This window comes from Nitrogeniibacter aestuarii (genome assembly GCF_017309585.1).
Taxonomy (GTDB): Bacteria; Pseudomonadota; Gammaproteobacteria; order Burkholderiales; family Rhodocyclaceae; genus Nitrogeniibacter; species Nitrogeniibacter aestuarii.
This window is the reverse complement of record NZ_CP071321.1, coordinates 2,234,884-2,259,298: the sequence shown is the minus strand read 5'-3', so window position 1 is coordinate 2,259,298 and position 24,415 is coordinate 2,234,884. Positions and strand designations below refer to the sequence as shown.

Here is a 24,415-nt window from a genome sequence, read left to right as displayed (position 1 = left end):
CGAGGCCGCCTTTTCATGACATCCGGTTTACATCGATGCCCGTGGTGCGGCGACGATCCGCTGTACGTGGCCTATCACGACACGGAATGGGGTGTCCCCGAGCGCGACCCCGTCAAGTTGTTCGAAATGCTCACGCTTGAAGGCGCCCAGGCCGGCCTGTCGTGGATCACCATTCTCCGGAGACGAGAAGGCTATCGCACCGCGTTTGCGGGGTTTGACCCTGTCAAGATCGCCGCCTTCGATGAAGCCGACGTGAGCCGACTCCTTAACGATACCGGCATTGTTCGGCACCAGGGCAAGATCCGGGCGACCATCGGTAATGCACGCGCCTGGCTCAAACTGATGGAGCTCGACGGCGGCTTTTCCGAATGGATCTGGCAGTTCGTCGGCGGAGAACCGCGCATCAACCGTTTCGACACCCTGTCCGCAGTGCCGGGCAATACGCCGGAGTCGGATGCCATGAGCCGCGCGCTGAAAAAACAGGGCTTCAAGTTCGTCGGCAGCACCATTTGCTACGCCTTCATGCAGGCGACCGGCATGGTCAACGACCACATCATCAGCTGTCACTGCCACCCGTCACAGGCCAGCTGACACCAAAGGCGCATCACCTATGTACGCAAGCATCACCGAAACCGAACTCAAGGGCACACCCGTGCTCGCCGTCACCACCAAAGACGGCGCACAGGCGACCATCAGCCTGCTGGGTGGCCAGGTGCTTCACTGGAAGCCGGCCGGTGGCCGCCCGTGGCTCTATCTGAGCGACAACGCCGTGCTGGACGGAAGTGTCTCCATCCGCGGCGGCATCCCCGTGTGCTTCCCGCAGTTCGCCAATCAGGGCAGTCTGCCGAAACACGGCCTTGTGCGCACACGCATGTGGACCTTCATCGAACAGCGTGACGACAAGGATCACGTCATGCTCACCTTCGGTATCGCCAACAACCCCGAGACTGAAGCATTGTGGCCACACAGCTTCGACCTGGAACTCACCATCAGCGTGGGCGGTAGCCGGCTTGACGTGGAGCTTGCCATCACCAACAACGGCTACAGCAGCTTTGCATTCACCACGGCCCTGCACACCTATCTGCACGTGGATGAAGTAGAGCTGGCACGGCTCGAAGGGCTCAAGGGCAAGAAGTACAAGGACAAGCTCGATGGCGACGCCATCAAGACCGAGGCGCATGAAGCACTTGTTGTTGAAGACGCTGTTGACCGCATCTATGCCGATGCCACTAAACCCCTGCGTCTGATCGACGGCGACCGAAGCCTTCAGATCGTACACGAGCAGTTTCCGGACGTGGTGGTGTGGAACCCGTGGGAAGAGGCCACCAAGGCCCTGGCTGACATGCCTGACCGGGATTTTCGCCGCATGCTGTGTGTCGAAGCGGCGGTGGCCAGTCAGCGCATCGAGCTCGAGGCGGAAAACACATGGTGGGGTCGCCAGAGTCTCATCGACGAGTGAGCCCCCAGCGGGCGTCCACGTTCGTGGAGGCTTGAGTTTCCCCCGAGCGCCCTCAGTTAACCGGAACAGAATTCTTCAGAGTACGCCATGTCTGCATTCAGCTTCGACGTTTCGGCCATCGATTTCGACGAGAAAGTCGTTGCCGCCTCCCATCAGCAACCCGTGCTGGTCGATTTCTGGGCATCGTGGTGCGGCCCCTGCCGAAATCTGAAACCAATTCTTGAAAAACTGGCCGATGAAATGGGGGGTGCGTTCCTTCTCGCCAAAGTCGACACCGAAGCGGAACCGGAGCTGGCTGCCCAGTACGGCGTCCGCGGCATTCCGGATGTCCGAGCTTTCGTCGGCGGCCAGATGGTCGATGGCTTCACCGGTGCGCTGCCCGAAGGCCAGGTGCGGGCCTTCATCGATCGCTTGGCACCCTCCCCGGCGGCACAGCAACTCCAGGCGGCTGTCGAATGCCTGAACGCCAACGACGGCGCCAGAGCACTCGACTACCTCAAGGAAGCCGTCAAGGTCGCGCCCGACGATGTCAATGCCTGGCTCATGCTCATTGAGGTCCTCATTGGCGAAGGCCACCTGGAAGATGCCGAACAACTCATTCCGGCGATCGAGCCCAAGGTGGACGACAAGGCGCAGATTGCTGCCTTGCGCGCCCGGCTGGACATGGCCCGGGGCAGTGCCACCTCCGAGGAAGACCTGGCAGCACTGGCCACGAAGCTCGAAGCCAACCCGGACGATCTGGACGCGCGACTGGAACTGGCCGATGCCTGCATTGCACGTCACCGCTGGGAGCAAGCCCTGGGGCAGTTACTGTGGGTGGTTCAGAAGGATCGACAGTTCAAGGACGAAGCCGCCCGCAAGAAGATGATTCAGATCTTCGCGCTACCCGAGGTCGATCCGTCGCTGGTACGCCGCTTCCGCAGCGCGCTGTCTTCAACCCTCAATTGTTGAGAGCCTGCCCGTCGATGCTCACACGAGCACGAACGACACCTCCGTTCGGCTCGCCAATCGGCGCGTAGGTGATTTCACCCGAATCGAGCCTGCGTTGCAGGCGCTGCTTGGCCAATTCACTATCCGGGCGTGGCAACACCAGACCCTCAATGATGATTTTCGTCCCTTCGTAGTAGAAGCTCTCACCATTGATCGCATACGGTCGCTTCGGCGGCGGCGGTGCCGCCCGTTCCTGCTGGGGCGCAAGCCTGACGACCCCAAGGGCGGCGCTATCCGCCGCGTGAGCGGGTGTTGAACACACGGCCCCGATCACCACGCCGTTCAGCAACAATGTGTAAAGCGCCCTGCCCGCCAGCATCCAGCCTCTCCGTATGTAAGTGAATATATCCCACCAGTCTAAACGGTTTATCGGCGCAAGACTTGCGGGTCACCCGCCCCTGTAGCAAACTGCGCCGCTTCTTGGGCAGTCCAACCCCGTAGCAAAACACCATGCCAGCCAGCCTTGAACACCGCATTGCCACCGAACTGAATGTGGCCGAACGCCAGGTCGCCGCAGCGATCCGCCTGATTGACGAAGGCGCGACGGTCCCCTTCATTGCCCGTTATCGGAAGGAAGTCACCGGCGGACTCGACGACACCCAGTTGCGTCATCTCGACGATCGCCTGGGCTACATGCGCGAACTTGACGATCGACGCGCAAGCATCCTCGAATCCATCGACAGCCAGGGAAAGCTCGATCCCGCGCTCAGAGCCCAGATCGAGGCCGCTGACACCAAGCAACGCCTTGAAGACCTCTATCTGCCCTACAAACCCAAGCGCCGCACCAAGGCTCAGATCGCCCGGGAAGCAGGCCTGGCCCCGCTCGCCGATGCCTTGTTGAGCGACCCAGGCCTCGATCCCGAGGCCGTGGCCAAGGACTACCTCAACCCGGACGCCGGGATCGAGGACACCAAGGCGGCCCTCGACGGTGCCCGCCAGATTCTGGTCGAACAGTTCAGCGAAGACGCACAGTTGCTCGACACCCTTCGCGCCTACCTGTCCGATCATGGTCGCGTTGTCTCCAAGGTCGTCGACGGGCAGGAAACGGCCGGCGCGAAATTCCGCGACTGGTTCGACTTTGCCGAAGCGCTCAATGCCATCCCCTCACATCGCTTTCTCGCACTGCTTCGAGGGCGCAACGAAGGCGTGCTGAGACTGTCGATCGAACTTCCCGAGGTGCCCGAACCCGGTCAGCTGGGGCCGTGCGAGGGGCGCATCGCCCGTCATTTCGGCATCCGCAACGAAGGGCGGCCGGCGGATCGATGGCTGCTCGACACGGCCCGATGGGCGTGGACCGTGAAGCTCTCCGTCCATCTTGAGCTTGAATTGATGAACGCCGCCCGCGAGCGGGCAGAAGAAGAGGCCATCGCCGTCTTTGCCCGCAACCTCAAGGACCTGTTGCTCGCTGCACCTGCCGGCCCCCGGGCAACGCTCGGTCTCGATCCCGGGCTGCGCACAGGGGTGAAAGTTGCCGTCGTCGACAACACCGGCAAGTTGCTCGAGACCGCCACCATCTATCCGCATGAACCCCGTCGCGACTGGGACGGTAGCCTCGCGACCCTCGCCAGACTCGTCAAGACGCATGGTGTCGACCTGATTGCGATCGGCAATGGCACCGCGTCTCGCGAAACAGACAAACTCGCCGCCGAACTGGTCGGCCATATGGCCGACGCACGGCTGACCAAGGTCATGGTCTCTGAGGCGGGGGCGTCGGTGTATTCCGCCTCGCAACTGGCAGCCGACGAATTTCCGGACCTGGACGTGAGCCTTCGTGGCGCCGTTTCCATTGCCCGCCGACTTCAGGACCCGTTGGCGGAGCTGGTCAAGATCGACCCCAAATCCATCGGCGTTGGTCAGTACCAGCACGACGTCAATCAAAGTCGCCTGGCGCGCATGCTCGACGCCGTCGTCGAAGATTGCGTCAATGCTGTCGGTGTCGACGTCAATACGGCCTCCGCCGCCCTGCTCACCCGGATTTCCGGTCTGAACCGCACGCTGGCCGAGAACATCGTTGCCCATCGGGATGCCCATGGCGCGTTCGCCGACCGGAAAGCGCTCAAGGCCGTTCCCCGTCTGGGTGACAAGACATTCGAACAGGCAGCGGGCTTTTTGCGGGTCATGAACGGCAGCAACCCGCTGGACGCCTCGGCGGTTCACCCCGAGGCCTACCCGGTTGTCGAACGCATTCTTGCCGACCTCAAACGTAACGTGCGTGAGATCATGGGCGACTCGAAGGCCATCAAGGCCCTCGACCCGCGTCGTTATGCGGACGAAACCTTCGGCGAGCCGACGGTGAGGGACATTCTCCAGGAACTCGACAAGCCCGGCCGCGATCCGCGCCCGGCCTTCAAGACCGCCAGTTTCAAGGACGGCGTCGACAAACTGACCGACCTGGCCGAAGGCATGATGCTCGAAGGTGTGGTGACCAACGTCACCAACTTCGGTGCCTTCGTGGACGTGGGCGTCCACCAGGACGGTCTGGTCCATGTATCCATGCTGGCTGACCGCTTTGTGAAAGACCCGCACACTGTCGTCAAGGCAGGCGACGTGGTGAAAGTGAAAGTGCTTGAAGTCGACGTGCAACGCAAGCGCATTTCACTCACCATGCGTATGGATGCCACGCCCGAGCGCAAACGCAACGAAGCGCGCCGCGACAACGGTGCTCCAGCCGCACGACAGAAACGTGGCGATGATCGTAGCAAGGGCCGCGAGCCCGCAGGCAGCATGGCCGCCGCACTGTCCAGAGCCCTCAGGAAGTAACGCCATGTCTGGAGAAACCATGGTCAAGATCTACGGCATCCGCAATTGCGACACCATGAAAAAAGCGCTCGGCTGGCTGGACACCCACGGCGTCGACTACGTGTTTCATGACTACAAGAAACAAGGCATCGACGCGGATACGATTCATCGCTGGCTCGATCAGACCGAGCGCACCGTACTGGTCAACACCCGTGGCACAACCTGGCGAAAGCTGCCACCAGCCGAGCAGAACATCGATACTGATGAAGCTGCCATTGCGCTGATGGTCGCAAATCCCAGCCTGATCAAGCGTCCGGTGCTTGCCACCGCCAAAGGGCTGCTCGTTGGTTTCAAGGCCGACGCGTATGCCGAACATTTCGGAGTCTGAGCGATGCTCAAGGAAGACAGCTTCGTACAACGTTTCCTGTTCGATGACCTCGACATCCGCGGCGCTTTCGTTCAGCTCAACGACGCCTGGCGCAAGATGGTCGAAGGCCGTCAGTACGCGCGACCGGTGCGTACGGTGCTGGGTGAAATGGCCGCCGTCGCGAGCATCATGACCGGCAATCTCAAACAACCAGGGCGATTGACCTTCCAGATGCAGGGCCATGGGCCGCTGAGCCTGCTGGTTGTCGATTGCACGGAGACGCTCAACATCCGCGGCTACGCCAAGGGTGAGGACGTCCCCAGCGATGGCGCGCTGCCCGCCATGGTCGGCGACGGTCGCTTGCTGCTCACCTACGAGGTCAATGACCAGCAGCAGCCGTATCAGAGTTATGTGCCGGTCGAGGGCGAAACCATTGCCGCCGTCTTCGAGCACTATCTGGCCCTGTCGGAACAGCAGCCGGCCGTGCTCGCCCTCGCCTGCAATGGCGACGCTGCCGCCGGGCTCTTTCTGCAAAAGCTTCCTGACGCCGACAAACGCGACGAAGACGGCTGGGCACGCATCACTCAGCTTGCCGGTACGGTCAAGCCGGACGAACTGCTTTCCCTCGACACCGAAACCCTGCTGACCCGGCTCTTTCATGAAGAACAGGTTCGTGTTTTCGAGCCGCGCCCGGTCATTCACCACTGGCCGATGGACCCTGAAAAGATCGAAAGCATGCTGTTGAGCCTCGGACGCGATGAAGTGCAGTCCATCCTCGACGAACAGGGCATGATCGAGATACATGACGACCTGTCGAACCACACCTACCGCTACGACGCCGACGACATCGAGGCGCTCTTTCAAGGTCACATCCCGCCGACCCGGCACTAGTCGTCGGGCGCACCAACGCACAAATTCGAAACGAATTTCCAACGAGTATTGCCCCGGGTAGCCGGGCACATTAGACTCGAAGGATTTGACAGGGCCCAGAGCTGAATGAAGGACGCCGCGAACACCAGACCCATAGAATTCAAGGGTGCGACCCTGGGGGTCATGACCGCGCGACTGCGCGATATCGACCCGATGCGTCTGGCCGATGCCATGCACACCATGCTCGGTGGCATGCCCGACTTCTTCAATCTCGAAGCCACCATACTCGACTTTTCCGGCCTGACCACCCCGCCGGACAGCGTGGACTGGGCCTCGCTCGCCAGCCTGCTGCGACGCTATCGTCTGCAGCCAGTGGCCGCAACCCATGTGCCCGACCATCTCGTCGACGGCGCCAAGCGCATTGGGCTGGCCGTCCTCGATGACGACGCCCTCGCAGCCGCACCGCGCCAGACGCCACCGGCTGCACCTGTCCCGGCGCCCGAGCCCGCCCCCGTCGCCGCACCACCGACTACACCGATCCAGGCGGGCACGATGATCGTCGACCGCCCGTTGCGCTCCGGCCAGCAGGTCTATGCCAAAGGCGGCGACCTGATCCTGCTCGGCGGTGTCAGCCATGGCGCTGAAGTGATTGCAGACGGCAATGTGCATTGCTACGGCCCGCTGCGTGGCCGTGCCATCGCCGGTGCTCAAGGCAACACGCAAGCCCGCATCATCTCGACCGATTTCGGCCCGGAACTGATCGCCATCGCGGGGGTGTTCCGCACCTTCGAAAAAGGCATTCCTGAATCGGTCGCCGGCAAGGCGGCGCAGGCCCGCCTGAGCGGTGAAGGCGACAATCAATCATTGACCATGAATGCGCTGCAAACAGCGTAACGAACATTTAGGAAGGGATTTCACGTGACCCGAGTCATCGTTGTAACGTCCGGCAAGGGCGGCGTCGGCAAGACCACCACCAGCGCAGCATTTGCCTCCGGCCTTGCGCTGCGCGGCTTCAAGACGGCCGTGATCGACTTTGACGTCGGTCTTCGCAATCTGGACCTCATCATGGGCTGTGAGCGCCGCGTGGTGTACGACCTGATCAACGTGATCCAGGGCGACGCCAAGCTGACCCAGGCGCTGATCAAGGACAAGCACTGCGAAAACCTCTACGTGCTGCCGGCCTCCCAGACCCGTGACAAGGACGCACTGACCGAAGAAGGCGTTGAAACCGTGCTCAAGGAGCTCGAACACCAGGGTTTCGACTACATCGTCTGCGACTCCCCCGCCGGTATCGAACGTGGCGCCGTCATGGCCCTTACCTTCGCCGACGAAGCCATTGTCACGACCAACCCGGAAGTGTCTTCGGTGCGTGACTCGGACCGCATTCTCGGTATTCTGCAATCGAAATCAAAACGCGCCCGTGAGGGCGGTGAGCCGGTGAAAGAGCATCTACTCATTACCCGCTACTCCGCCAAGCGTGTCGAGGAAGGCGAAATGCTGTCGTACAAAGACGTTCAGGAGCTGCTTCGCGTCAACCTGCTGGGCGTCATTCCTGAATCCGAATCCGTGCTTCATGCATCCAACCAGGGCATGCCGGCCATTCATATCAAGGGCTCCGACGTCTCCGACGCCTACCAGGATGTGGTTGCCCGCTTCCTCGGTGAAGACCGGCCGCTTCGCTTCGTCTCTTACGAGAAGCCTGGCATCCTGAAGCGTCTGTTTGGAGGAAATTGAGATGTCGCTGCTCAGCATGCTGTTCGGCAGCAAACCCAAGACAGCCTCCATGGCCAAGGAGCGCCTGCAGCTCATCATTGCCCGTGAGCACGGCGATGACAGCGGCCCTGATTTCCTGCCCGCGCTCCAGCAGGAGCTGATTCAGGTCATCTCCAAGTACGTGAAGGTCAATCCCGAGGACATCAAGGTCCAGCTCGAGAAGCAGGACAACTACGAAGTGCTCGAAGTCAATATCGTGCTCGCGGACCAGGACAAGTAAGCCATCTGCGCTACTGGCCCGGGTGATGAAATTGGTAACCATAGCGGACTTAAAATCCGCCGGCTTCGGCCTTACGGGTTCGAGTCCCGTCCCGGGCACCACAGAACAAGAGCCGGCACCGCCGGCTCTTTTCATTGTGCATCGCGACCCGCGATATCCACCGTACCCCGGAACGCATAGAATCGCGCCGTGTCGAAGCAACTGCCATCCTTGATCTGAACTAAACGGAGCCTGACGCGTGATCGTGCTGAATCTCCAATGCGAAGCATCACATCCTTTCGAGGGCTGGTTTGCCTCATCGGACGCGTTCGCTTCGCAACAGGAACGCGGACTCGTTGAATGCCCGGTGTGCGGCAGCACGCTGATTCATCGAACGCCGAGCGCGCCCTATGTGGCGCGCAGCAAACCGGGCCCGGCCCAGCCTCAGCACGACCCGCGAGCCTTGGTCGCGCAGTTCGTATCCCATCTGCGCGAAGCAGCGAGCAAGGCGGAGGATGTGGGCGCCTCGTTCGCCCAGGAAGCGCGCAAGATTCATTACGGCGACGCGCCTGACCGCAGTATCCGCGGGCAGGCATCCGGTGACGAAATAGGCGACTTGATTGACGAGGGCATCAACGTTCTGCCCGTGCTTCCAGACAAGGAAGATCTGCATTAGAGCCGTCTAGCAGTACGCCACGACTCTCGGGATCAGCATTTCATCAGCGGACACGCCCGCGTGCATGCCGATCATGGCATGGCTTCGTTCGTTCTCGACACGATCATGAATCGACCAGTCGCCCTTACCCAAAATGGTGAAATCCCCAACGCGCTCACGCAGGCGTGGATTTGGCTTGCTGGCTGGTCCGAAAAGCCCAGCATCCACGATGTCGTTTGAATGCAGCAGAAAGAATCGATCCCCCAGTGCTTGCGCGAAATCTTGAGCAAACGACGCTTCACGCCCCGCTCTGACAAGCGCATACGCAACGCGCCGTTCGCCCCACAAGGGACCATCGAGGTGCATCATCAATTGGGGATAGTCGTTGAGACAAACCTGCTGCTCAGGTGGTGAATCAATGAATCCGTGATCTGCCGTCACCACCAAGGCTGTATCGCTCCCCGCCAACGCCCTGGAGATTCGATTCAGCGCCTCGTTCAGGCGCTCGAAGTGTTCAGTGCACTGGAGCGACCCGATGCCATGCGTGTGAGCCAGCGCATCGTAGTCGGCATGATACGCATGCACAAAGCCGCCTCTGCTTCCGAGATCTCGGACCGCCGTCACGATAGTCGCTACCATTTCATCGACCGAGCGATAACCGTAGCGACGAGCCACACCCCGCGAGTGACGCATATTGAACGGCGAACCAAGAATATGTTCGTGACTGACCATCACGGAGCGGCACTTCATCAGCTGGAAGATGCTCGGATAGGCGAACAGCCGTTGCATTTTCCACCAGCCCGACAGGGGCAGGCCGTCACGCCGCTGCATGGGCAGTGGCGCCAGAATGCCCCCGAAACGATCATCGCGCACATACCAGCCAGTCAGGCCGTGAGCCGCTGGCGCAAGCCCGCACAGTGAAGTGGTGACGGCGCAGGCCGTGGTGGAAGGAAAGACCGATGTGAGCCGCCCTTTGCCATGATCAGCCATGAAACTGCCCGAACCACGTCTTGCAACATCCATGGCCCCCATGCCATCGATGATGAGAAAAACAGTGTTCCTGGCCTGCTTCAGATCACCGAGATCTTCACACGATGGCGCCGCGAACAAACTGTTCCTTGCTCTGCCAACCGTGGTGGCCAGCGAAATGACCAGATTCAACAGGCTGTTGCCTTGGTAATCGGGCGCTACCGTGCCGGGTAGATTCAGGAAAGAGTCGGTCATGAGCTCGGGGGAAAACATCCTTGGAGGCAAATGATAAGCGCAAGCGGATGCGCATGCCGTCCGGCGAACTCAACACCTGATGAATTTTGCAAAGAAAAAAGGGAAGCCGACTGGCTTCCCTTCGAGTTTGGAGCGGGAGACGAGTCTCGAACTCGCGACCTCAACCTTGGCAAGGTTGCGCTCTACCAACTGAGCTACTCCCGCGTATTCTTCTGGAGGCGCGACCCGGAATCGAACCGAGGTACAAGGATTTGCAGTCCTCTGCATCACCACTCTGCCATCGCGCCGCTGATCAGATGATCAGTGTTCATTCCCGACGCCTCGGGAATGAAAAAGGGAAAGCCTTATCTGCTTTCCCCAGGAATTCTGGAGCGGGAGACGAGTCTCGAACTCGCGACCTCAACCTTGGCAAGGTTGCGCTCTACCAACTGAGCTACTCCCGCTGAACAGACCGCCATTATAGACGGCATTTTCTTCCTGTCAAGCCAGTTTTTACCGTGTTTCTCGTTCCTGAAGAAGTGGCAATGCTTTCCTCAAATAGTAGCCCATGGACCACAGAGTCAAGGCAGCTGCCACATAGATCAGCACAAGTCCCGCCGGCCGGGTATCGACCGAAAGAAGGGGCGCATTATACAGAAGGAGCGGAATGGCTGTCATCTGAGCTGCGGTTTTCAGTTTTCCAATGAACGCCACGGCCACGCTGGCCGACGCGCCGACGCGTGCCATCCATTCCCGCAGCGCCGAGATGGTGATTTCGCGACCGATGATGATGACGGCAACGATGGCATCGACCCGCCCCAACTGCACCAGCATGATCAGCGCCGCTGCCACCATCAGCTTGTCAGCGACCGGATCGAGAAAAGCGCCAAAGGCAGACGTTTGACCGAGCCTGCGCGCGAGATACCCGTCAAACCAGTCGGTGACCGCCGCCACAATGAAAACCGATGTCGCCAACAGGTTCTTGTCAACGACCGGCAGGATCGAATCGGGCATGTAGTAGGCGCCAACGATCACCGGAATGAGGAGGATGCGCGCCCACGTGAGGGTGTTGGGGATGTTCAGTGACATTTAGATCGGTTCGAGTTCGGAAAAGCGCTCTGAAACTGGGGGACTTCAAGCCGGCAAGTGTAGCGGTTTGGACTCATTCATGTCATGGCGCGCCAAACGAGACGCGCCTCAGCCGCGTGACAGTTCTGCGTGAATCAGTTCGGCCAGGGTTCGACTGATGCCATCGACACGACACAAGTCTTCGATCGTTGCAGCCTTGACGCCATCCAGCCCGCCAAACGAGGCCAGCAGCTTGCGGCGCCGGGCCGGACCGACACCGGGAATATGCTCGAGTTTGGACCCGATTCGCGCCTTGCCCCGCTTTGCGCGATGCCCGGTAATCGCGAAGCGGTGCGCTTCGTCGCGAATCTCCTGCACGAGGTGCAATGCTGCAGACGTGGGGTCGAGATGCAGCGGCGGACGACCGTCGGCGAAAATCAGGGATTCCAGACCCGGCTTGCGCCCTTCCCCTTTCGCCACACCCACACTGGGAAGATCTTCCAGGCCCAGTTCGGCAAACACGTCAACGCCCATGGCCAACTGCCCGCGTCCACCGTCGATAAGCACCAGATCAGGCCTTACCCCTTCGCCGCTGGCGACCTTTTCGTAACGCCGTGTCAGCACCTGGCGCATTGCGGCGTAGTCGTCGCCCGGAGTGATGTCCTTGATGTTGTAGCGTCGATACTCGCTACGTTTCATGACCCCGTTTTCGCACACAACACATGAGGCCACGGTGGCCTCACCCATGGTGTGGCTGATGTCGAAACACTCGATTCGCGCCGGTGGCTCGGGCAGCTCAAGGGCCAGCTGCAACGCATCGAGGCGATTCTGGCTGCGATCCGAAGCCGCGAGACGTGCGCGAATCGTCACCTCGGCGTTGCGCTCCGCCATTTCAACCCAGCCCTTCTCTATCTCGACGCGCGGTGCGACGACCGTGGCATGCTTGCCCAGCTCTTCCAGCACAGCCCGCACCTTGGCCGGCGAGATGGTGGTGACAATCCGCGACGGCATTGGCAAATTGGCATAGTGCTGTTCGACGAAGGCGAGCAAAGCATCTTCAACGGGGCAATCGTTCGCCCCCGAAGGTAGTTGAGGACGATCCCCCAGATGCCGACCGCCACGCACCATGGCGAGATTGACACACACCTGCCCTGCCTCGGCCACAGCGATGAGAATATCGACATCCTCTTCCTTGCCGCTGTCGACGTACTGCCGATGCAAGACTTGCTGCACAGCCCGTATCTGATCCCTGAACGCCCCCGCTGCTTCGAATGCAAGCGCATCGGAGGCGGCATGCATCTTTCGGGTCAGATCATTGACAACTTCGGACGTCCGCCCCTGCAGAAAAAGCGTAGCCAAACGCACGTCGGCGTCGTAGTCCGATTTGGATATTTCATCCACACAGGGCGCAGTACAGCGGTTGATCTGATGGAGCAGACACGGACGAGAGCGGTTGTTGAAGACAGCGTTTTCGCACGTGCGCAGCTTGAAGACTTTTTGAAGCAGATGAATGCTTTCGCGCACCGCGACACTGCCAGGAAAAGGCCCAAAATACTTGGCCCCTTTCGCAAAGCCGCCGCGGTGAAACGCCAGACGCGGAAACTCGTGGGCGGTCAGCGTAATGTACGGATAGCTCTTGTCGTCGCGAAAAAGAATGTTGTAACGCGGCGCGAGTGACTTGATCAGGTTGTTTTCAAGAATCAGTGCCTCAGCTTCGGAGCGCGTGGTGGTGATCTCGACACGCACAATCTGGGACACCATCATCGCGATTCGAGGGCTCGATACCTTGTCTCGAAAATACGAAGAAACGCGTTTTTTCAGGTTCTTCGCCTTACCCACGTAAAGGACAACATCGTCCGGGCCGATCATGCGATAAACGCCGGGATCGTCCGGTACGCCTTTCAGAAAGGCTTTGGCGTCGAATTCACTCATCTACGCGTGCGCCGTTCAGGCTCGTTGATTGTCCGCGGAAGACAAAGCCGCCACCCGGGATCGGGCCAGTGCCAGATCCGGGGGCGAGCCGGTGACGCGACGAGCTCGCAGGGCATCGAGGCGTGCATGAAGACCCGCATCGGGCTGCACCACCCAGTTAGCCAATAACTCTTCATTGAGATCAGGCCGGTTACAGACCAGCACAACGTCACAGCCGGCATCACGCGCCGCCGATGCCCTGGCGACAATGCCGCCGGCCTCGGTCGCTGCTTCCATGGTCAGATCGTCACTGAAGATGATGCCCGTGAATCCCAGCCGGGCACGCAGAATTTCCTGCAGCCAGAACCGCGAAAAACCGGCCGGCCGACTGTCATTGGCCTCATAGATGACATGGGCCGGCATGACGCCCGATAGCCGGTTGGCAAGTTCCCGGAACGGAAGCATGTCCGCCTGCCATATGGCATCGAAAGCACGTCGGTCACGGGGCATGTCGACATGCGAGTCAGCCTCGACAAATCCGTGCCCGGGAAAGTGTTTCCCGACGCAGCCCATTCCACCGTTCGCGAGCCCATCGATCAGCGCGCCGGCAAGTTGAGTGACGACTGCAGGGTCGGAATGAAAAGCGCGATCTCCAACGACACGGCTGACGCCATAGTCCAGATCGAGTACAGGGGTATAGCTCAGATCAACCCCCGCGTCAGCAAGTTCAGCCGCCAGCACGTAACCCGTTTCACGCGCCAGCCGGCATGCATCTTCTGGCTGCTCGTCCCATAGACGCCCGAGCGCTCGCATACATGGCAAGCGGCAAAATCCGTCACGAAAGCGCTGAACCCGGCCACCCTCATGATCGACACTGATCAGCAAGGCGGGGCTGCGCTGAGCCTTGATGTCGGCCGTCAAGGCGGCGAGCTGCGCCGGCGATTCGAAATTGCGTGCGAACAGGATGACACCACCGACAAGCGGATGACGCAATTGGCGGCGCTCGTGCTCCGTGAGTTCGAGCCCGACGACATCGAGCATGACCGGGCCGAGCGGAAGTTGGGTAGGTGCATTCATGGCAGTTGCTCTATGACGGCAAAAGCGATCACGTGTTCAAGCTCGTCGCTGATGCTCAGGTGCGCGCGCAGCCTGTCTTCCATCATGATGCGCGCCAGCTCGCCATGATATTGAAAATGTGGCTTGCCCCGCTCATCGCGCACGATCTCGATGGAGTGGAGCGTCGCAGGCACGGCGATACCCGTGCCGAATGCCTTGGCGAAGGCCTCTTTGGCCGCAAAGCGCTTGGCAAGCAAGCGCGCCGGCTGTGTTGCCGCGGTGAACGCCTCGCGCTCACCTGGCGCCAGAATCCGGTCGGCAAAACCCGGACCGCTACGCGCGAGCGCCTTTTCGACCCGCGCCACCGTGACGATATCGGTACCGACGCCGTAGATCATCCGCCCTGCCCGGCGCCAGCGGCCGCTTCGCGCATGAGCCGCTTCATTTCACTGACGGCCTCGCGTATTCCGCTGAATATCGCGCGCGAGATAATGGAATGACCAATATGAAGCTCGCGAATACCGGGCAGACGGGCAATGGGCTGGACGTTGTAATAGTTTAGCGCATGACCGGCATTGAAGCGCATGCCGAGTGACTGAATCTGCTCCCCGGCCGCGCGGATCCTGGCAATCTCGGCCAACACCGCCGGACTCTCCGCGTCCCGTCCTGCGTGATGGAACATGTGCGCGTACGGCCCGGTGTGGACCTCGCACACCTTGGCACCGATTCGCGCAGCCGCGTCGATCTGTTCAGGAATTGCATCAATGAAGACACTGACCATGATGCCGGCGTCGGCCAGCCGCGCAACGGCACTCTTCAGTTCAGCCTCGTTGGCCAGAACATCAAGACCACCTTCGGTGGTGATCTCCTGGCGTCCCTCAGGGACAAACATGGCCATTTCAGGACGAATGCGAGTCGCAATGCCAAGCATCTCGTCGGTCGCAGCCATCTCGAGATTGAGCTTGATCTGCGTAAGTTCCCGAAGCTTACGGACATCCTCATCATTGATGTGCCGACGATCTTCCCGCAGATGCACGGTGATGCCATCCGCACCACCAAGATGCGCCTCAACGGCTGCCCAGACGGGATCGGGCTCCCAGGTGCGACGTGCCTGACGCAAGGTGGCTACATGGTCGATATTCACGCCCAATTCGATCACAGTGATTGCAACTCCTTGAACATGCGACGGGACTGAAGAGGCTGCCCGCCCAGATGGTGACTGATGAGGTGTCTGAGTAACTGTTTGCTTTGGAGCAGTGTGTTCGCCGATTCGAAGCGACCCTCAGCCATGTCGATCAAGGTCTGCCCCATGACCTGAGGAGCGCCGATCTCGTCGTCATTGTCGACGACCGGACCACGCTCGATTATATAGCGGTAATTGACATCCGCTTGGACGGCCTCCGGGAGATCGGCCCTTTCAGTGAGTGGCACGCCATAACCCATCTGCTCGAGCAGGGTCAGCTCGAAGCGTCGCAACAGGGGCTCGAAATGACGCCCACCCGGCAAGGCAGCAATCACCTGCGCGTAACATTCGTAGAGTTCAGGATGCGGGTCCTCTCTGGGCAAAAAGCGCATCAGGAGTTCGTTGAGATAGTAGCCACACATCAGTGCCTTGCCCGTCAGCATCGGCTGGCCACCCTGCCATTCTGCCCGGACGAGCGTCTTGACTTCGCCGCCACCAGACCAGTCGATCAGTAGCGGTTGATAGGCAAGCAAGACACCACGGAGCGCGGACATGGGGCGGCGCGCACCTTTGGCCACCAGGCCGATTCGCCCGTGGTCACGAGAGAAGGCCTCAACGATGAGACTGGTCTCCCGGTAAGGATGGGTGTGAAGAATAAACCCGGGTTGTTGATCGACGCGCTGCTTCTGAGCCACGGCATTATGTGATCAATCGTAGCCGAGACTCTTGAGCGCACGCTCGTCGTCCGCCCAACCCGACTTCACTTTCACCCAGACCTCGAGATAGACACGAGACTCGAACAGATCTTCCATGGCCTTGCGTGCCTCGGTCGAAATACGCTTGAGTCGCTCGCCCTTCTTGCCGATCACGATGCCCTTATGGCCCGCCTTGTCGACGATCACGGCAGCAAAGATTCGCCGGAGATTTCCTTCGGTTTCGTATTTCTCGATTTCGACGGTCATCCCGTACGGCAACTCATCGCCAAGCAGGCGAAACAGCTTTTCCCGCAGGAATTCAGCCGCGAGAAATCGCTCGCTTCGATCGGTGATGTCGTCGGCCGAATACATGGGCTCGCCCTCAGGCAGATAGCCTCGCGCCGTCTCGAGCAGTCGATCGACGTTGTGGCCCTTTTCTGCCGACAGGGGAACGATTTCTGCAAAATTGAATTTTGCGCTTAGGGTCTCGATAAACGGCAGCAACTGATTTTTGTCCGCCATTGCATCGACCTTGTTGATCACAAGAATGACCTTGGCGTCCCTAGGCAAGAGTTTGATGACCTGCTCGTCCTCCTCCGAGAAGCGCCCTGCCTCCACGACAAAGAACACCAGATCCACTTCCGCCAGAGACTGCGTCACAGTCCGGTTCATGGTCCGGTTCAGTGCGTTCAGATGTTTTGTCTGAAACCCAGGCGTATCAACAAAGACGAACTGGGCTGTCTCGTCCGTATAGATACCGGAGACGCGATGGCGCGTGGTCTGAGCCTTGTTTGAAACAATACTGACTTTTACGCCTACCATCCGGTTCATGAGGGTCGATTTGCCGACATTCGGGCGACCCACAATGGCGATGAAACCGGTTCGGAAGGGGCTATTGGCGTCCGTCACTTGGCGGGTCCTGATTCAAGGATGTCGAGCGCGGCCGCCGCTGAGGCTTGTTCGGCATTTCGACGGCTCGTGCCGCTACCGCGCGTCTTGAGATTTGAATTGATGACGCAATCCACCTGAAAGGCCTGTGCGTGGGCCTCTCCCTGTACGTCCACCATTTCGTACTTCGGCAGCGGACGCTTGCGGGCTTGCAGCCATTCCTGCAGTCGCGTCTTGGGATCTTTGAGACTCGTTTCCGGGTCCAGACGGTCCAGGCGGGTAGCAAACATCTGATCCACAAAAGTCTTTGCTGCGGCGTAACCGCCATCGAGAAAAATGGCTGCAATCAACGCCTCAAACGCGTCGGAGAGAATTGAAGGCCGTCGATGACCACCACTCTTTCGCTCGCCCTCTCCAAGCAACAAGTGCTCGCCTAACCCAACCTCCTGCGCAAGTTCAAACAAGGTTCCCTGGCAAACCAGATGCGCGCGAAGCCGCGAGAGCTCGCCTTCGTTCAAGCCAGGGAATCGCTCAAACAACGACAGTGCGACGACGTGATTCACCACACTATCCCCCAGAAACTCCAGGCGCTCGTTATTCGGCTGGCCGTAGCTCCGGTGAGTCAATGCTTGGGAAAGGAGCTTCGAATCGGAGAACCGATAATCGATTGACCTCAAGAGACTGTCACAAACCAACGTTCAGATACCGCCCGTGCTGGATGCCTGCGCGTTGAATTCAATCAACAAGCTCACGTTGCCGGCAATGGGCACCACTCGTTCGTATTGGACAGAAAGATCGAAATTATTCCCCTGTTTGATGATGGTAAGGTCCTTCCCGCTGATTGTGTCGATGTAGTCCGCCTTCGCCCTTTTATCAAAATCCCGACGAATATCAGCAGGCGTTACGTCAACGCCAGGCTTACCATCAACGATCAGGTTCAAGAGCTTCTTGACCGAAAAGTATTCGCTGTACACAGGAATCGTACGCATTCCCAGGATTAGAACGAAACCCAACAACGCAGCAACAAGCAACATTGAAATCAACGACAAACCAGTCTGGTGCTTGGTCATAAAAACGTCCTCACTTGAACGAGCCAACCCGGCTCAGATCGTTGAAATTGAACCAGATGAAAAACGCCTTGCCGACAATGTTTTCTTCAGGCACGAATCCCCAGACCCGACTGTCGCTACTGTCGTCCCGGTTGTCTCCCATCATGAAATAGTGCCCATCAGGGACAGTGCAGCGCACGCCGCTATTAGTATAGGTACAGTGATCACGCATGGGGAACGCCTTCACCTGAGGCACGAATACCGGCTTGTCTTCGTCATTGAGGATTGAATGCGTTACCCGCCCCAATTCTTCCTTGAGGCGCTCGCTACTGTAGAGCCGATCAGCATGCACGTACTTTCCGTCTGGCGTGGTCGGAACTTCCTGGCCATTGATTTTCAGCCGTTTCCCGAAATATTCAATGGTATCGCCGGGTAGTCCCACGACGCGCTTGATGTAGTCGAGATCAGGGTTCTCTGGATATCTGAAGACCATGACATCGCCACGCTGCGGTTCGTTCATGTCGACGATCTTCTTGTTGATGACGGGAAGACGAATTCCGTAGGTGAATTTATTCACCAGAATGTAATCGCCCACCAGCAAGGTCGGAATCATCGAGCCAGAAGGAATCTTGAAGGGCTCGACCAGGAAGGATCGCAGGAAGAATACGGCGAGAATGACGGGGAAAAAACTCGCCCCGTACTCCACCCACCACGGATCCGGCGCATCGGGCTGGCGATGTTTCTTCGCATATAACTTGTCCGCCAGCCAGAGAATACCCGTAGCCACGAGCAGCAAAAAAAGGATCAGGGCGAAATTCACGCAGACTCCATATTATTAAGCATGACGCATCTCAACTCTCGTCGGTTCGAAGGACGGCAAGAAAGGCTTCCTGCGGAATTTCCACATTGCCGACCTGCTTCATGCGGCGCTTGCCTTCTTTTTGCTTCTCGAGCAGTTTGCGCTTTCGCGTGATGTCACCGCCGTAACACTTCGCCAGCACGTTCTTACGCAAGGCCTTGATCGTTTCACGCGCAACGATATGTGAACCGATCGCTGCCTGCACCGCCACATCAAACATCTGGCGAGGGATGATTCCGCGAAGTTTTGAAGCCAGTTCGCGCCCACGGTACTGAGAGGTCGCACGATGCACGATGATCGACAGTGCATCTACTTTCTCGCCATTGACGAGCATGTCGAGCTTGACGAGATCGGCCGGCTGATATTCCTTGAACTCGTAGTCGAGCGATGCATAACCACGTGTCGCCGACTTGAGCCGATCGAAGAAATCCATGACCACCTCGTTCATTGGCATGTCATAGATCAGTTGGACCTGGCGGCCATGATAATTCATATCCACCTGCACGCCCCGTTTCTGCGTGCACAACGTGATCACCGAACCGACATACTCCTGCGGCACATAGATCGTTGCGCGGATGATGGGCTCGCGAATCTCGTCAATCTTCGACAGATCGGGAAGTTTGGCCGGGTTTTCCACCTTGACGGTCGCACCATCCTTCATGAGCACCTCATACACCACCGTGGGTGCCGTGGTGATCAGATTGATGTCGAACTCGCGCTCAAGCCGCTCCTGGACAACATCCATGTGAAGCAAGCCAAGAAAGCCACAACGGAAACCGAAGCCGAGCGCCTCTGACACCTCGGGTTCAAAGCGCAGCGCGGCATCGTTCAACTGAAGCTTTTCGAGCGACTCGCGCAGTTGCTCATACTCGTTCGATTCGACAGGATAGAGACCGGCAAACACCTGGGACTTGATCTCTTTGAATCCGGGAAGCGGCTTATCGGCAGGACGCGACGCCAAGGTCACCGTATCGCCCACCTTCGCGTCAGCGAGCACCTTGATGCCGCTGATGATGAAACCGACGTCACCCGCCGACAACTGATCGCGAACGAGGGATTTGGGCGTAAATACACCCACCTGATCAACAGGATATTCCGCGTTTGTTGCCATCAGTCGCATGCGATCCTTGGCCTTGATCGTCCCGTCCACGATCCGAACCAGAATCACGACACCCACGTAGGTGTCGAACCACGAATCGATGATCAATGCCTTGAGCGGTGCATCCGGATCGCCTTTCGGCGCCGGAATACGCGCGACCACAGCCTCAAGGACATCATCGACCCCGAGTCCCGACTTGGCCGAACACAGAATGGCCTGCGAAGCATCGACGCCGATCACGTCTTCGATCTCTTCGCGGGCCTGTTCGGGATTCGCGGCAGGAAGGTCGATCTTGTTCAGAACAGGCACGACCTCCACATCCTGTTCGATGGCTGTGTAGCAGTTGGCCACGGTTTGTGCCTCAACCCCCTGCGAGGCATCGACCACGAGCAAGGCACCTTCACACGCAGACAGAGAACGCGACACCTCATAGCTGAAGTCCACGTGCCCCGGCGTGTCGATCAGGTTTAACTGATACTCCTGCCCATCCTTCGCCTTGTAGAGCAGGCTTGCCGTTTGCGCCTTGATGGTAATACCGCGCTCACGCTCAAGATCCATCGAATCGAGGACCTGTTTATCCATTTCCCGCTCGTCAAGGCCGCCGCAACGCTGGATCAAGCGATCTGCGAGCGTCGACTTGCCATGGTCAATGTGGGCGATGATGGAAAAATTACGAATCTGGCGCATAGATCACAACAAAAAAAGGTGCCACTCGGCACCCCTGATGTCCGGCAAAGTTAATCTGTGGATTTTATCGGAAATCGGGCGAGATAGGCATATACCGCCGGGACATCCAGATGGTAATGGCAGAGCGCTTGGCCCTCGTCATCGAGCAGCACGGGAACAAGTTCATCCCACGATGCCAGGAGCGCCTCGTCATCATCGACATCTTCAATGTCGATCAGCACGTCGGCAGTGACAGCCACGGCCATGAGCAAATCCACCATGTCGTCGCACAGGTGGCACCAGCGCCGACTCAGGACGGTGAGACGAGCTGTCAACGCGGCTCGACGCTGACGTAGCTTCGACCCGCGCCGCGCTGAACCAGCAGCACAAGCGCCTCGCCGTCATCCAGCACGGCAATCGCTTCATCAAGGGCGTCCACGCTCTTCAACGGCAACCGCTGCGCATTGCGCACGACTGCAACAAGCAGATCACCCGCCGCAAGTTTGGCACGTGCTGCGGGCCCGATGGCTCGTGCGACGAGCAAACCGGACCTGGCACCCAGACCAACCAGCTCGCCACGACCCGGCTCGGTCACATCGAGACCAAGCCTCGGTGGAACGGCCTTGGGCATCGTCTGCGGTTGATCCAGGGTCGTATTCTGTACCCAGGCACCCACCGTGACGGGTAACTCAAGCCGCTCACCTGTGCGCCATACATCCATGACAACCGTTTTTCCGGGTTCGACAGCACCGACGATTCTGGGCAGATCATCCGACCCGCGCACCAGCACGCCATCGAATCGTGAAATGACATCTCCGGAAATCACGCCAGCCCTCGCGGCAGGACTATCCGGCTCAACGACACCGACGAGAGCACCTTCGAGCCGATCAAGCGAGAAAGCCCGCGCGATGGGAGGGGTCACCTCCTGAATGGAGACCCCAATACGCCCGCGCCGGACCTGCCCTGACGATTTGAGCTGGTCGGCAATCCGCATGGCCAGATCGATCGGGATCGCAAAGGACACGCCCATGAAACCGCCCGTACGACTGTATATCTGGGAGTTGATTCCAACCACTTCACCCCTCAGATTGAATAGCGGTCCGCCGGAGTTCCCGGGATTGATCGCAACATCCGTCTGGATGAACGGCACATAACTTTCCTGGGCGAACACACGACCACGCGCACTCACGATACCGGCAGTCACGCTCTGCTCAAAACCGAACGGGGAGCCAATGGCAACAACCCATTCGCCGACTTCAAGCGCATCCGGATCACCCAGCCGAGCAGCAGGCAAGTCATTGACGGGAATCTTGATGAGCGCAACGTCCGAATCGACATCAGCACCAATGAGCTGTGCGCTGAAATCACGCTTATCGTTCAGGCGCACCCTGATTGCACTGGCGCCGTCGATCACATGCGCGTTCGTAAGAATGTAGCCGTCGCTGGACAGAATGAAGCCGGAACCCACCGCTGGCGAATCGTCCGATGGAAAATCCGGAACGCCAGGGTGATCAGGCTGAAGACGCTTGAGCCAATCCGGAAGCTCTGCCCCCTCCCCAGCGCCGACGGGCAATGAGGCTCGCTCGGCCTGAATATTGACCACGGTTGCGCCTTCATTGCGAACGAGTCCCCGAAAGTCCGGCAATGACGCAGGCTGCGTAAATCCAGCAGCCGAAAACAGGCCAGCAAACCAGATGACAACCAGTAAGAAACGGCGATGGATCAACTTCATTTCACTTGTGTGACGTCGCATGAAACAAGTGGACGCATGCTCACGTCAAGCCGCCGTGTCCAGCCTCGGTGCCGAGAGATTCGGCGGACCACAACAGCAGAAGCAATCAAAGAGGACACAAGCCCGACCAGAGCACCCGCTTCACCCGCGACCCATGTACCCACGCCAACACAGGCGAGAACAGCCATGGTCGGCACTCCGTAGCTTAATACGGCAGCACTGAGCGCTGCACCCTCGTCTGCGACCAGAAGGACGGACTGCCCAACATTGACCGATGACGCTGTACGCACTTCGAACACATCGTTCGGGGATCCGAAGGCATGCGCTATTCGCGCACCGCCACAACCACCCGGCTCATGACACCGTCCACACCCGCCCTGAATCTCGGTGAGGCGAACCCATGCCGAATCGCCATCGATACGCTCAACGACCCCCGGGGCCTCAATCACCGTTCAACACCATCCCGTCACCAACCCGGCGCAGTGCCTCACGTGGCGCTTCACCCAGAACGGTCAGGCGATAACCATCGTGGTTGCGCGCATAGACACCGATGCTGCCAGCAGCGACAAAGCCCGCTGCGTCGTCCTCGTCTGCCGCCTGGGGCTCGATAAACACCGAGATATGTGCAAGACCGTCCGAATAGACCATATGGAGCACGTCGGCGCCGCCTTTCGCGACAGTACGCTTGACCGTCGAAATCAACTGGTAACCCGGCAATACATCGCTCAGGCTCCAATGAACATCTGCCTGAACCGCATCGCTGCCATGGGCATTGACGACGTGCCAGTCGTCCCCCGTCTGGTAGCGAGCCTTCAGCGCTTCCGGACCCACCTCTGCGCCGATGTGAATATCGTTGAACACAAACTGCTCCACCACCTTGTCCTGCTCATCGACCATACGCGCCTTGAGCAACAGTCCAGTTTCGACATCAGCCCACAAATGGTGACCAAAGCGAAGCTTGTCCAGCGGTTCTAGACGAATGATCTGAGCCGGACGGTCAGCGACGCGCCCCATGTCGCCGCTGACGATCCGGTAGTGCTCGGACAACTGGCTGACCGCAGTCGGAAGACGCCCCGGAAAAGCGCGCCGACGCTCCTCACGATCGATGATCACGGTTTTCAGGCCCGGCAAAATGCATCGCACCTCGCCGTCTCTACGTATCACTTCTCGAGGACTGCCATCGAGTGTTTCCAGACGCTCGACTTCGCCATCGGCACGCAATGCATGTGCAATTCGCATCGTCTCGAAACGCTGATCACTCAGGTAGGTAAACGTCCCGGTGTAATTCAGCGACTTGGCCGCGGTAGCCATCTTCTGGAGCCAGGCCAGGGCGTCTGAATCATGATCTGCGGCAAACGCAAAGGCACTGAAAATCAGCGCCAGAACGGCGACAAACCCCCGACGCATCATCGACGCGCCTGAGGCATTTCAGCGACCGTTCGGACATAAGGCGCAACGCCAGGGAAGGCGCCGCCCGCAGTTCCTTGATGAGCCATCACATAGGCGCGCAAGGCGGTATCACGACTCAGCGGCTCAGGCACCGCCGCATTGACAGCAACCGGCTGTACGACTGCCGCCTGAGGTGCCGACGCGGCAAGCATCGGTACCGTCTCCTGCTGGTTCATCTGCATGGCAACCCAGCCCACTGCGGCCACACCCATCACTGAAGCCGCAATCGGAAGAACGCGTTGCCAGGACATTGGCGCCGATGGCTCTTCCTCGAACGCACGAATCGGTGCAAGCACTGTCGGCTCTTCTTCAAGTTGCGCCATGACAGCGCTGGTCAGATCCACGCCAAGCGAGCCCTCACGACGCAGAGCATCGCCAATCAAGTGGTACTCAGCCCACATCCGACGCGCGCTCTCTGATCCGGCGACCGACGCTATCGCATCGCCCATGGATCCGGCTGAGTCATCGTGACCATCAATCAGTGAAGAAATATGTTCTTTCATGC

At 59.2% G+C, this 24,415-nt stretch carries 28 protein-coding genes and 4 tRNA genes; 11 read left to right on the top strand and 21 right to left on the bottom strand.

Translation table 11 applies throughout. The features are described from left to right. Nucleotides 1-15: 15 nt before the first annotated feature. From J0W34_RS10365 to J0W34_RS10355, 3 genes are all read left to right on the top strand, one after another. Nucleotides 16-591, top strand: a complete 576-nt coding sequence (locus J0W34_RS10365; RefSeq protein ID WP_230971595.1) for a DNA-3-methyladenine glycosylase I — start codon at nucleotides 16-18, stop codon at nucleotides 589-591. A 19-nt stretch (nucleotides 592-610) separates the two neighbouring features. After that, on the top strand, nucleotides 611-1,459 hold the full coding sequence (locus tag J0W34_RS10360) for a D-hexose-6-phosphate mutarotase (protein WP_227814605.1): 849 nt from the start codon (nucleotides 611-613) through the stop codon (nucleotides 1,457-1,459). An 87-nt stretch (nucleotides 1,460-1,546) separates the two neighbouring features. Then, the gene (locus J0W34_RS10355) at nucleotides 1,547-2,410 is read left to right on the top strand and encodes a tetratricopeptide repeat protein (protein ID WP_227814606.1); all 864 of its coding nucleotides are present in this window, start codon (nucleotides 1,547-1,549) and stop codon (nucleotides 2,408-2,410) included. Here the strand turns inward: J0W34_RS10355 and J0W34_RS10350 are convergent. Then, entirely contained in the window at nucleotides 2,400-2,768 is a 369-nt protein-coding gene (locus J0W34_RS10350; protein ID WP_230971594.1) for a hypothetical protein, read from the bottom strand. The genes J0W34_RS10355 and J0W34_RS10350 overlap by 11 nt on opposite strands. A 131-nt stretch (nucleotides 2,769-2,899) precedes the next feature. Between J0W34_RS10350 and J0W34_RS10345 the strand changes: the two genes are divergently transcribed. From J0W34_RS10345 to J0W34_RS10310, 8 genes are all read left to right on the top strand, one after another. Beyond that, the gene (locus tag J0W34_RS10345) at nucleotides 2,900-5,209 is read left to right on the top strand and encodes a Tex family protein (RefSeq protein ID WP_230971593.1); all 2,310 of its coding nucleotides are present in this window, start codon (nucleotides 2,900-2,902) and stop codon (nucleotides 5,207-5,209) included. Between the two features lie 4 nt (nucleotides 5,210-5,213). Continuing rightward, nucleotides 5,214-5,576: an ArsC family reductase gene (locus tag J0W34_RS10340; protein ID WP_230971592.1), complete on the top strand. Its 363-nt coding sequence runs from the start codon at nucleotides 5,214-5,216 to the stop codon at nucleotides 5,574-5,576. Nucleotides 5,577-5,579: 3 nt separating this feature from the next. Then, on the top strand, nucleotides 5,580-6,446 hold the full coding sequence (gene hslO / locus J0W34_RS10335; RefSeq protein WP_227814610.1) for an Hsp33 family molecular chaperone HslO: 867 nt from the start codon (nucleotides 5,580-5,582) through the stop codon (nucleotides 6,444-6,446). Nucleotides 6,447-6,551: 105 nt separating this feature from the next. After that, nucleotides 6,552-7,319: a septum site-determining protein MinC gene (gene minC / locus J0W34_RS10330; RefSeq protein ID WP_230971591.1), complete on the top strand. Its 768-nt coding sequence runs from the start codon at nucleotides 6,552-6,554 to the stop codon at nucleotides 7,317-7,319. Nucleotides 7,320-7,343: 24 nt separating this feature from the next. Next, nucleotides 7,344-8,159 (top strand): septum site-determining protein MinD, encoded by an 816-nt coding sequence (minD, locus tag J0W34_RS10325; RefSeq protein WP_227814612.1) that lies wholly within the window; start codon nucleotides 7,344-7,346, stop codon nucleotides 8,157-8,159. A gap of 1 nt (nucleotide 8,160) precedes the next feature. Beyond that, entirely contained in the window at nucleotides 8,161-8,418 is a 258-nt protein-coding gene (gene minE, locus J0W34_RS10320; RefSeq protein ID WP_227814613.1) for a cell division topological specificity factor MinE, read from the top strand. A 16-nt stretch (nucleotides 8,419-8,434) separates the two neighbouring features. Further along, nucleotides 8,435-8,519, top strand: a tRNA-Leu gene (locus J0W34_RS10315). A 137-nt stretch (nucleotides 8,520-8,656) separates the two neighbouring features. Then, nucleotides 8,657-9,073 (top strand): DUF1178 family protein, encoded by a 417-nt coding sequence (locus tag J0W34_RS10310; RefSeq protein ID WP_230971590.1) that lies wholly within the window; start codon nucleotides 8,657-8,659, stop codon nucleotides 9,071-9,073. A 6-nt stretch (nucleotides 9,074-9,079) separates the two neighbouring features. Here J0W34_RS10310 and J0W34_RS10305 read toward each other — a convergent pair whose 3' ends face one another. The 20 genes from J0W34_RS10305 to J0W34_RS10215 all read right to left on the bottom strand — a co-directional run bounded on the left by J0W34_RS10305 (nucleotide 9,080) and on the right by J0W34_RS10215 (nucleotide 24,413). Then, complete coding sequence (locus tag J0W34_RS10305; protein ID WP_230971589.1) at nucleotides 9,080-10,276, bottom strand: alkaline phosphatase family protein; 1,197 nt, start codon at nucleotides 10,274-10,276, stop codon at nucleotides 9,080-9,082. A gap of 128 nt (nucleotides 10,277-10,404) precedes the next feature. Further along, a tRNA-Gly gene (locus tag J0W34_RS10300) sits at nucleotides 10,405-10,480 on the bottom strand. 9 nt (nucleotides 10,481-10,489) lie between these two features. After that, nucleotides 10,490-10,563: transfer RNA gene (locus tag J0W34_RS10295), tRNA-Cys, on the bottom strand. Between the two features lie 80 nt (nucleotides 10,564-10,643). Further along, nucleotides 10,644-10,719 (bottom strand) — tRNA-Gly (locus J0W34_RS10290). A 49-nt stretch (nucleotides 10,720-10,768) separates the two neighbouring features. Further along, the gene (gene pgsA / locus J0W34_RS10285) at nucleotides 10,769-11,344 is read right to left on the bottom strand and encodes a CDP-diacylglycerol--glycerol-3-phosphate 3-phosphatidyltransferase (RefSeq protein ID WP_227814616.1); all 576 of its coding nucleotides are present in this window, start codon (nucleotides 11,342-11,344) and stop codon (nucleotides 10,769-10,771) included. A 108-nt stretch (nucleotides 11,345-11,452) separates the two neighbouring features. Beyond that, nucleotides 11,453-13,255, bottom strand: a complete 1,803-nt coding sequence (uvrC, locus tag J0W34_RS10280; RefSeq protein ID WP_230971588.1) for an excinuclease ABC subunit UvrC — start codon at nucleotides 13,253-13,255, stop codon at nucleotides 11,453-11,455. Nucleotides 13,256-13,270: 15 nt separating this feature from the next. Further along, complete coding sequence (nagZ, locus tag J0W34_RS10275) at nucleotides 13,271-14,311, bottom strand: beta-N-acetylhexosaminidase (protein WP_230971587.1); 1,041 nt, start codon at nucleotides 14,309-14,311, stop codon at nucleotides 13,271-13,273. Beyond that, nucleotides 14,308-14,688 (bottom strand): holo-ACP synthase, encoded by a 381-nt coding sequence (gene acpS / locus J0W34_RS10270; protein ID WP_227814619.1) that lies wholly within the window; start codon nucleotides 14,686-14,688, stop codon nucleotides 14,308-14,310. The genes nagZ and acpS overlap by 4 nt, the downstream gene beginning before the upstream one ends. Next, the gene (locus J0W34_RS10265; protein WP_230971586.1) at nucleotides 14,685-15,449 is read right to left on the bottom strand and encodes a pyridoxine 5'-phosphate synthase; all 765 of its coding nucleotides are present in this window, start codon (nucleotides 15,447-15,449) and stop codon (nucleotides 14,685-14,687) included. The genes acpS and J0W34_RS10265 overlap by 4 nt, the downstream gene beginning before the upstream one ends. After that, the gene (gene recO / locus J0W34_RS10260; protein ID WP_230971585.1) at nucleotides 15,446-16,168 is read right to left on the bottom strand and encodes a DNA repair protein RecO; all 723 of its coding nucleotides are present in this window, start codon (nucleotides 16,166-16,168) and stop codon (nucleotides 15,446-15,448) included. The genes J0W34_RS10265 and recO overlap by 4 nt, the downstream gene beginning before the upstream one ends. A 12-nt stretch (nucleotides 16,169-16,180) precedes the next feature. Next, nucleotides 16,181-17,077 (bottom strand): GTPase Era, encoded by an 897-nt coding sequence (era, locus tag J0W34_RS10255; RefSeq protein WP_230971584.1) that lies wholly within the window; start codon nucleotides 17,075-17,077, stop codon nucleotides 16,181-16,183. Continuing rightward, nucleotides 17,074-17,751: a ribonuclease III gene (gene rnc, locus J0W34_RS10250; protein ID WP_230971583.1), complete on the bottom strand. Its 678-nt coding sequence runs from the start codon at nucleotides 17,749-17,751 to the stop codon at nucleotides 17,074-17,076. The genes era and rnc overlap by 4 nt, the downstream gene beginning before the upstream one ends. A gap of 3 nt (nucleotides 17,752-17,754) precedes the next feature. Beyond that, entirely contained in the window at nucleotides 17,755-18,126 is a 372-nt protein-coding gene (locus J0W34_RS10245) for a DUF4845 domain-containing protein (protein ID WP_230971582.1), read from the bottom strand. Between the two features lie 10 nt (nucleotides 18,127-18,136). Next, nucleotides 18,137-18,925 (bottom strand): signal peptidase I, encoded by a 789-nt coding sequence (lepB, locus tag J0W34_RS10240; protein WP_230971581.1) that lies wholly within the window; start codon nucleotides 18,923-18,925, stop codon nucleotides 18,137-18,139. Between the two features lie 31 nt (nucleotides 18,926-18,956). Further along, the gene (lepA, locus tag J0W34_RS10235; protein ID WP_227814626.1) at nucleotides 18,957-20,750 is read right to left on the bottom strand and encodes a translation elongation factor 4; all 1,794 of its coding nucleotides are present in this window, start codon (nucleotides 20,748-20,750) and stop codon (nucleotides 18,957-18,959) included. Between the two features lie 50 nt (nucleotides 20,751-20,800). Beyond that, nucleotides 20,801-21,064, bottom strand: coding sequence for a glutaredoxin family protein (locus J0W34_RS10230; protein ID WP_227814627.1), 264 nt, complete (start codon nucleotides 21,062-21,064; stop codon nucleotides 20,801-20,803). Continuing rightward, a complete protein-coding gene (locus J0W34_RS10225; RefSeq protein WP_230971579.1) occupies nucleotides 21,061-22,461 on the bottom strand; it encodes a Do family serine endopeptidase in 1,401 nt (466 codons plus the stop codon). Before J0W34_RS10225 ends, J0W34_RS10230 begins: the two co-directional genes overlap by 4 nt. Next, entirely contained in the window at nucleotides 22,458-22,910 is a 453-nt protein-coding gene (locus tag J0W34_RS22320; protein ID WP_227814629.1) for a SoxR reducing system RseC family protein, read from the bottom strand. Before J0W34_RS22320 ends, J0W34_RS10225 begins: the two co-directional genes overlap by 4 nt. Further along, nucleotides 22,903-23,868, bottom strand: a complete 966-nt coding sequence (locus tag J0W34_RS10220; RefSeq protein ID WP_227815099.1) for a MucB/RseB C-terminal domain-containing protein — start codon at nucleotides 23,866-23,868, stop codon at nucleotides 22,903-22,905. The genes J0W34_RS22320 and J0W34_RS10220 overlap by 8 nt, the downstream gene beginning before the upstream one ends. Next, a complete protein-coding gene (locus J0W34_RS10215; protein ID WP_230971577.1) occupies nucleotides 23,868-24,413 on the bottom strand; it encodes a sigma-E factor negative regulatory protein in 546 nt (181 codons plus the stop codon). The genes J0W34_RS10220 and J0W34_RS10215 overlap by 1 nt, the downstream gene beginning before the upstream one ends. Between the last annotated feature and the right edge of the window lie 2 nt (nucleotides 24,414-24,415).

Bases quoted from the DNA above. Each gene is read 5' to 3' on its own strand.
- J0W34_RS10365 (WP_230971595.1), top strand. From the start codon at position 16: ATGACATCCGGTTTACATCGATGCCCGTGGTGCGGCGACGATCCGCTG.
- J0W34_RS10360 (WP_227814605.1), top strand. From the start codon at position 611: ATGTACGCAAGCATCACCGAAACCGAACTCAAGGGCACACCCGTGCTC.
- J0W34_RS10355 (WP_227814606.1), top strand. From the start codon at position 1,547: ATGTCTGCATTCAGCTTCGACGTTTCGGCCATCGATTTCGACGAGAAA.
- J0W34_RS10350 (WP_230971594.1), bottom strand. From the start codon at position 2,768: ATGCTGGCGGGCAGGGCGCTTTACACATTGTTGCTGAACGGCGTGGTG.
- J0W34_RS10345 (WP_230971593.1), top strand. From the start codon at position 2,900: ATGCCAGCCAGCCTTGAACACCGCATTGCCACCGAACTGAATGTGGCC.
- J0W34_RS10340 (WP_230971592.1), top strand. From the start codon at position 5,214: ATGTCTGGAGAAACCATGGTCAAGATCTACGGCATCCGCAATTGCGAC.
- hslO (WP_227814610.1), top strand. From the start codon at position 5,580: ATGCTCAAGGAAGACAGCTTCGTACAACGTTTCCTGTTCGATGACCTC.
- minC (WP_230971591.1), top strand. From the start codon at position 6,552: ATGAAGGACGCCGCGAACACCAGACCCATAGAATTCAAGGGTGCGACC.
- minE (WP_227814613.1), top strand. From the start codon at position 8,161: ATGTCGCTGCTCAGCATGCTGTTCGGCAGCAAACCCAAGACAGCCTCC.
- J0W34_RS10305 (WP_230971589.1), bottom strand. From the start codon at position 10,276: ATGACCGACTCTTTCCTGAATCTACCCGGCACGGTAGCGCCCGATTAC.
- pgsA (WP_227814616.1), bottom strand. From the start codon at position 11,344: ATGTCACTGAACATCCCCAACACCCTCACGTGGGCGCGCATCCTCCTC.
- uvrC (WP_230971588.1), bottom strand. From the start codon at position 13,255: ATGAGTGAATTCGACGCCAAAGCCTTTCTGAAAGGCGTACCGGACGAT.
- nagZ (WP_230971587.1), bottom strand. From the start codon at position 14,311: ATGAATGCACCTACCCAACTTCCGCTCGGCCCGGTCATGCTCGATGTC.
- acpS (WP_227814619.1), bottom strand. From the start codon at position 14,688: ATGATCTACGGCGTCGGTACCGATATCGTCACGGTGGCGCGGGTCGAA.
- J0W34_RS10245 (WP_230971582.1), bottom strand. From the start codon at position 18,126: ATGACCAAGCACCAGACTGGTTTGTCGTTGATTTCAATGTTGCTTGTT.
- lepA (WP_227814626.1), bottom strand. From the start codon at position 20,750: ATGCGCCAGATTCGTAATTTTTCCATCATCGCCCACATTGACCATGGC.
- J0W34_RS10225 (WP_230971579.1), bottom strand. From the start codon at position 22,461: ATGAAGTTGATCCATCGCCGTTTCTTACTGGTTGTCATCTGGTTTGCT.
- J0W34_RS10220 (WP_227815099.1), bottom strand. From the start codon at position 23,868: ATGCGTCGGGGGTTTGTCGCCGTTCTGGCGCTGATTTTCAGTGCCTTT.
- J0W34_RS10215 (WP_230971577.1), bottom strand. From the start codon at position 24,413: ATGAAAGAACATATTTCTTCACTGATTGATGGTCACGATGACTCAGCC.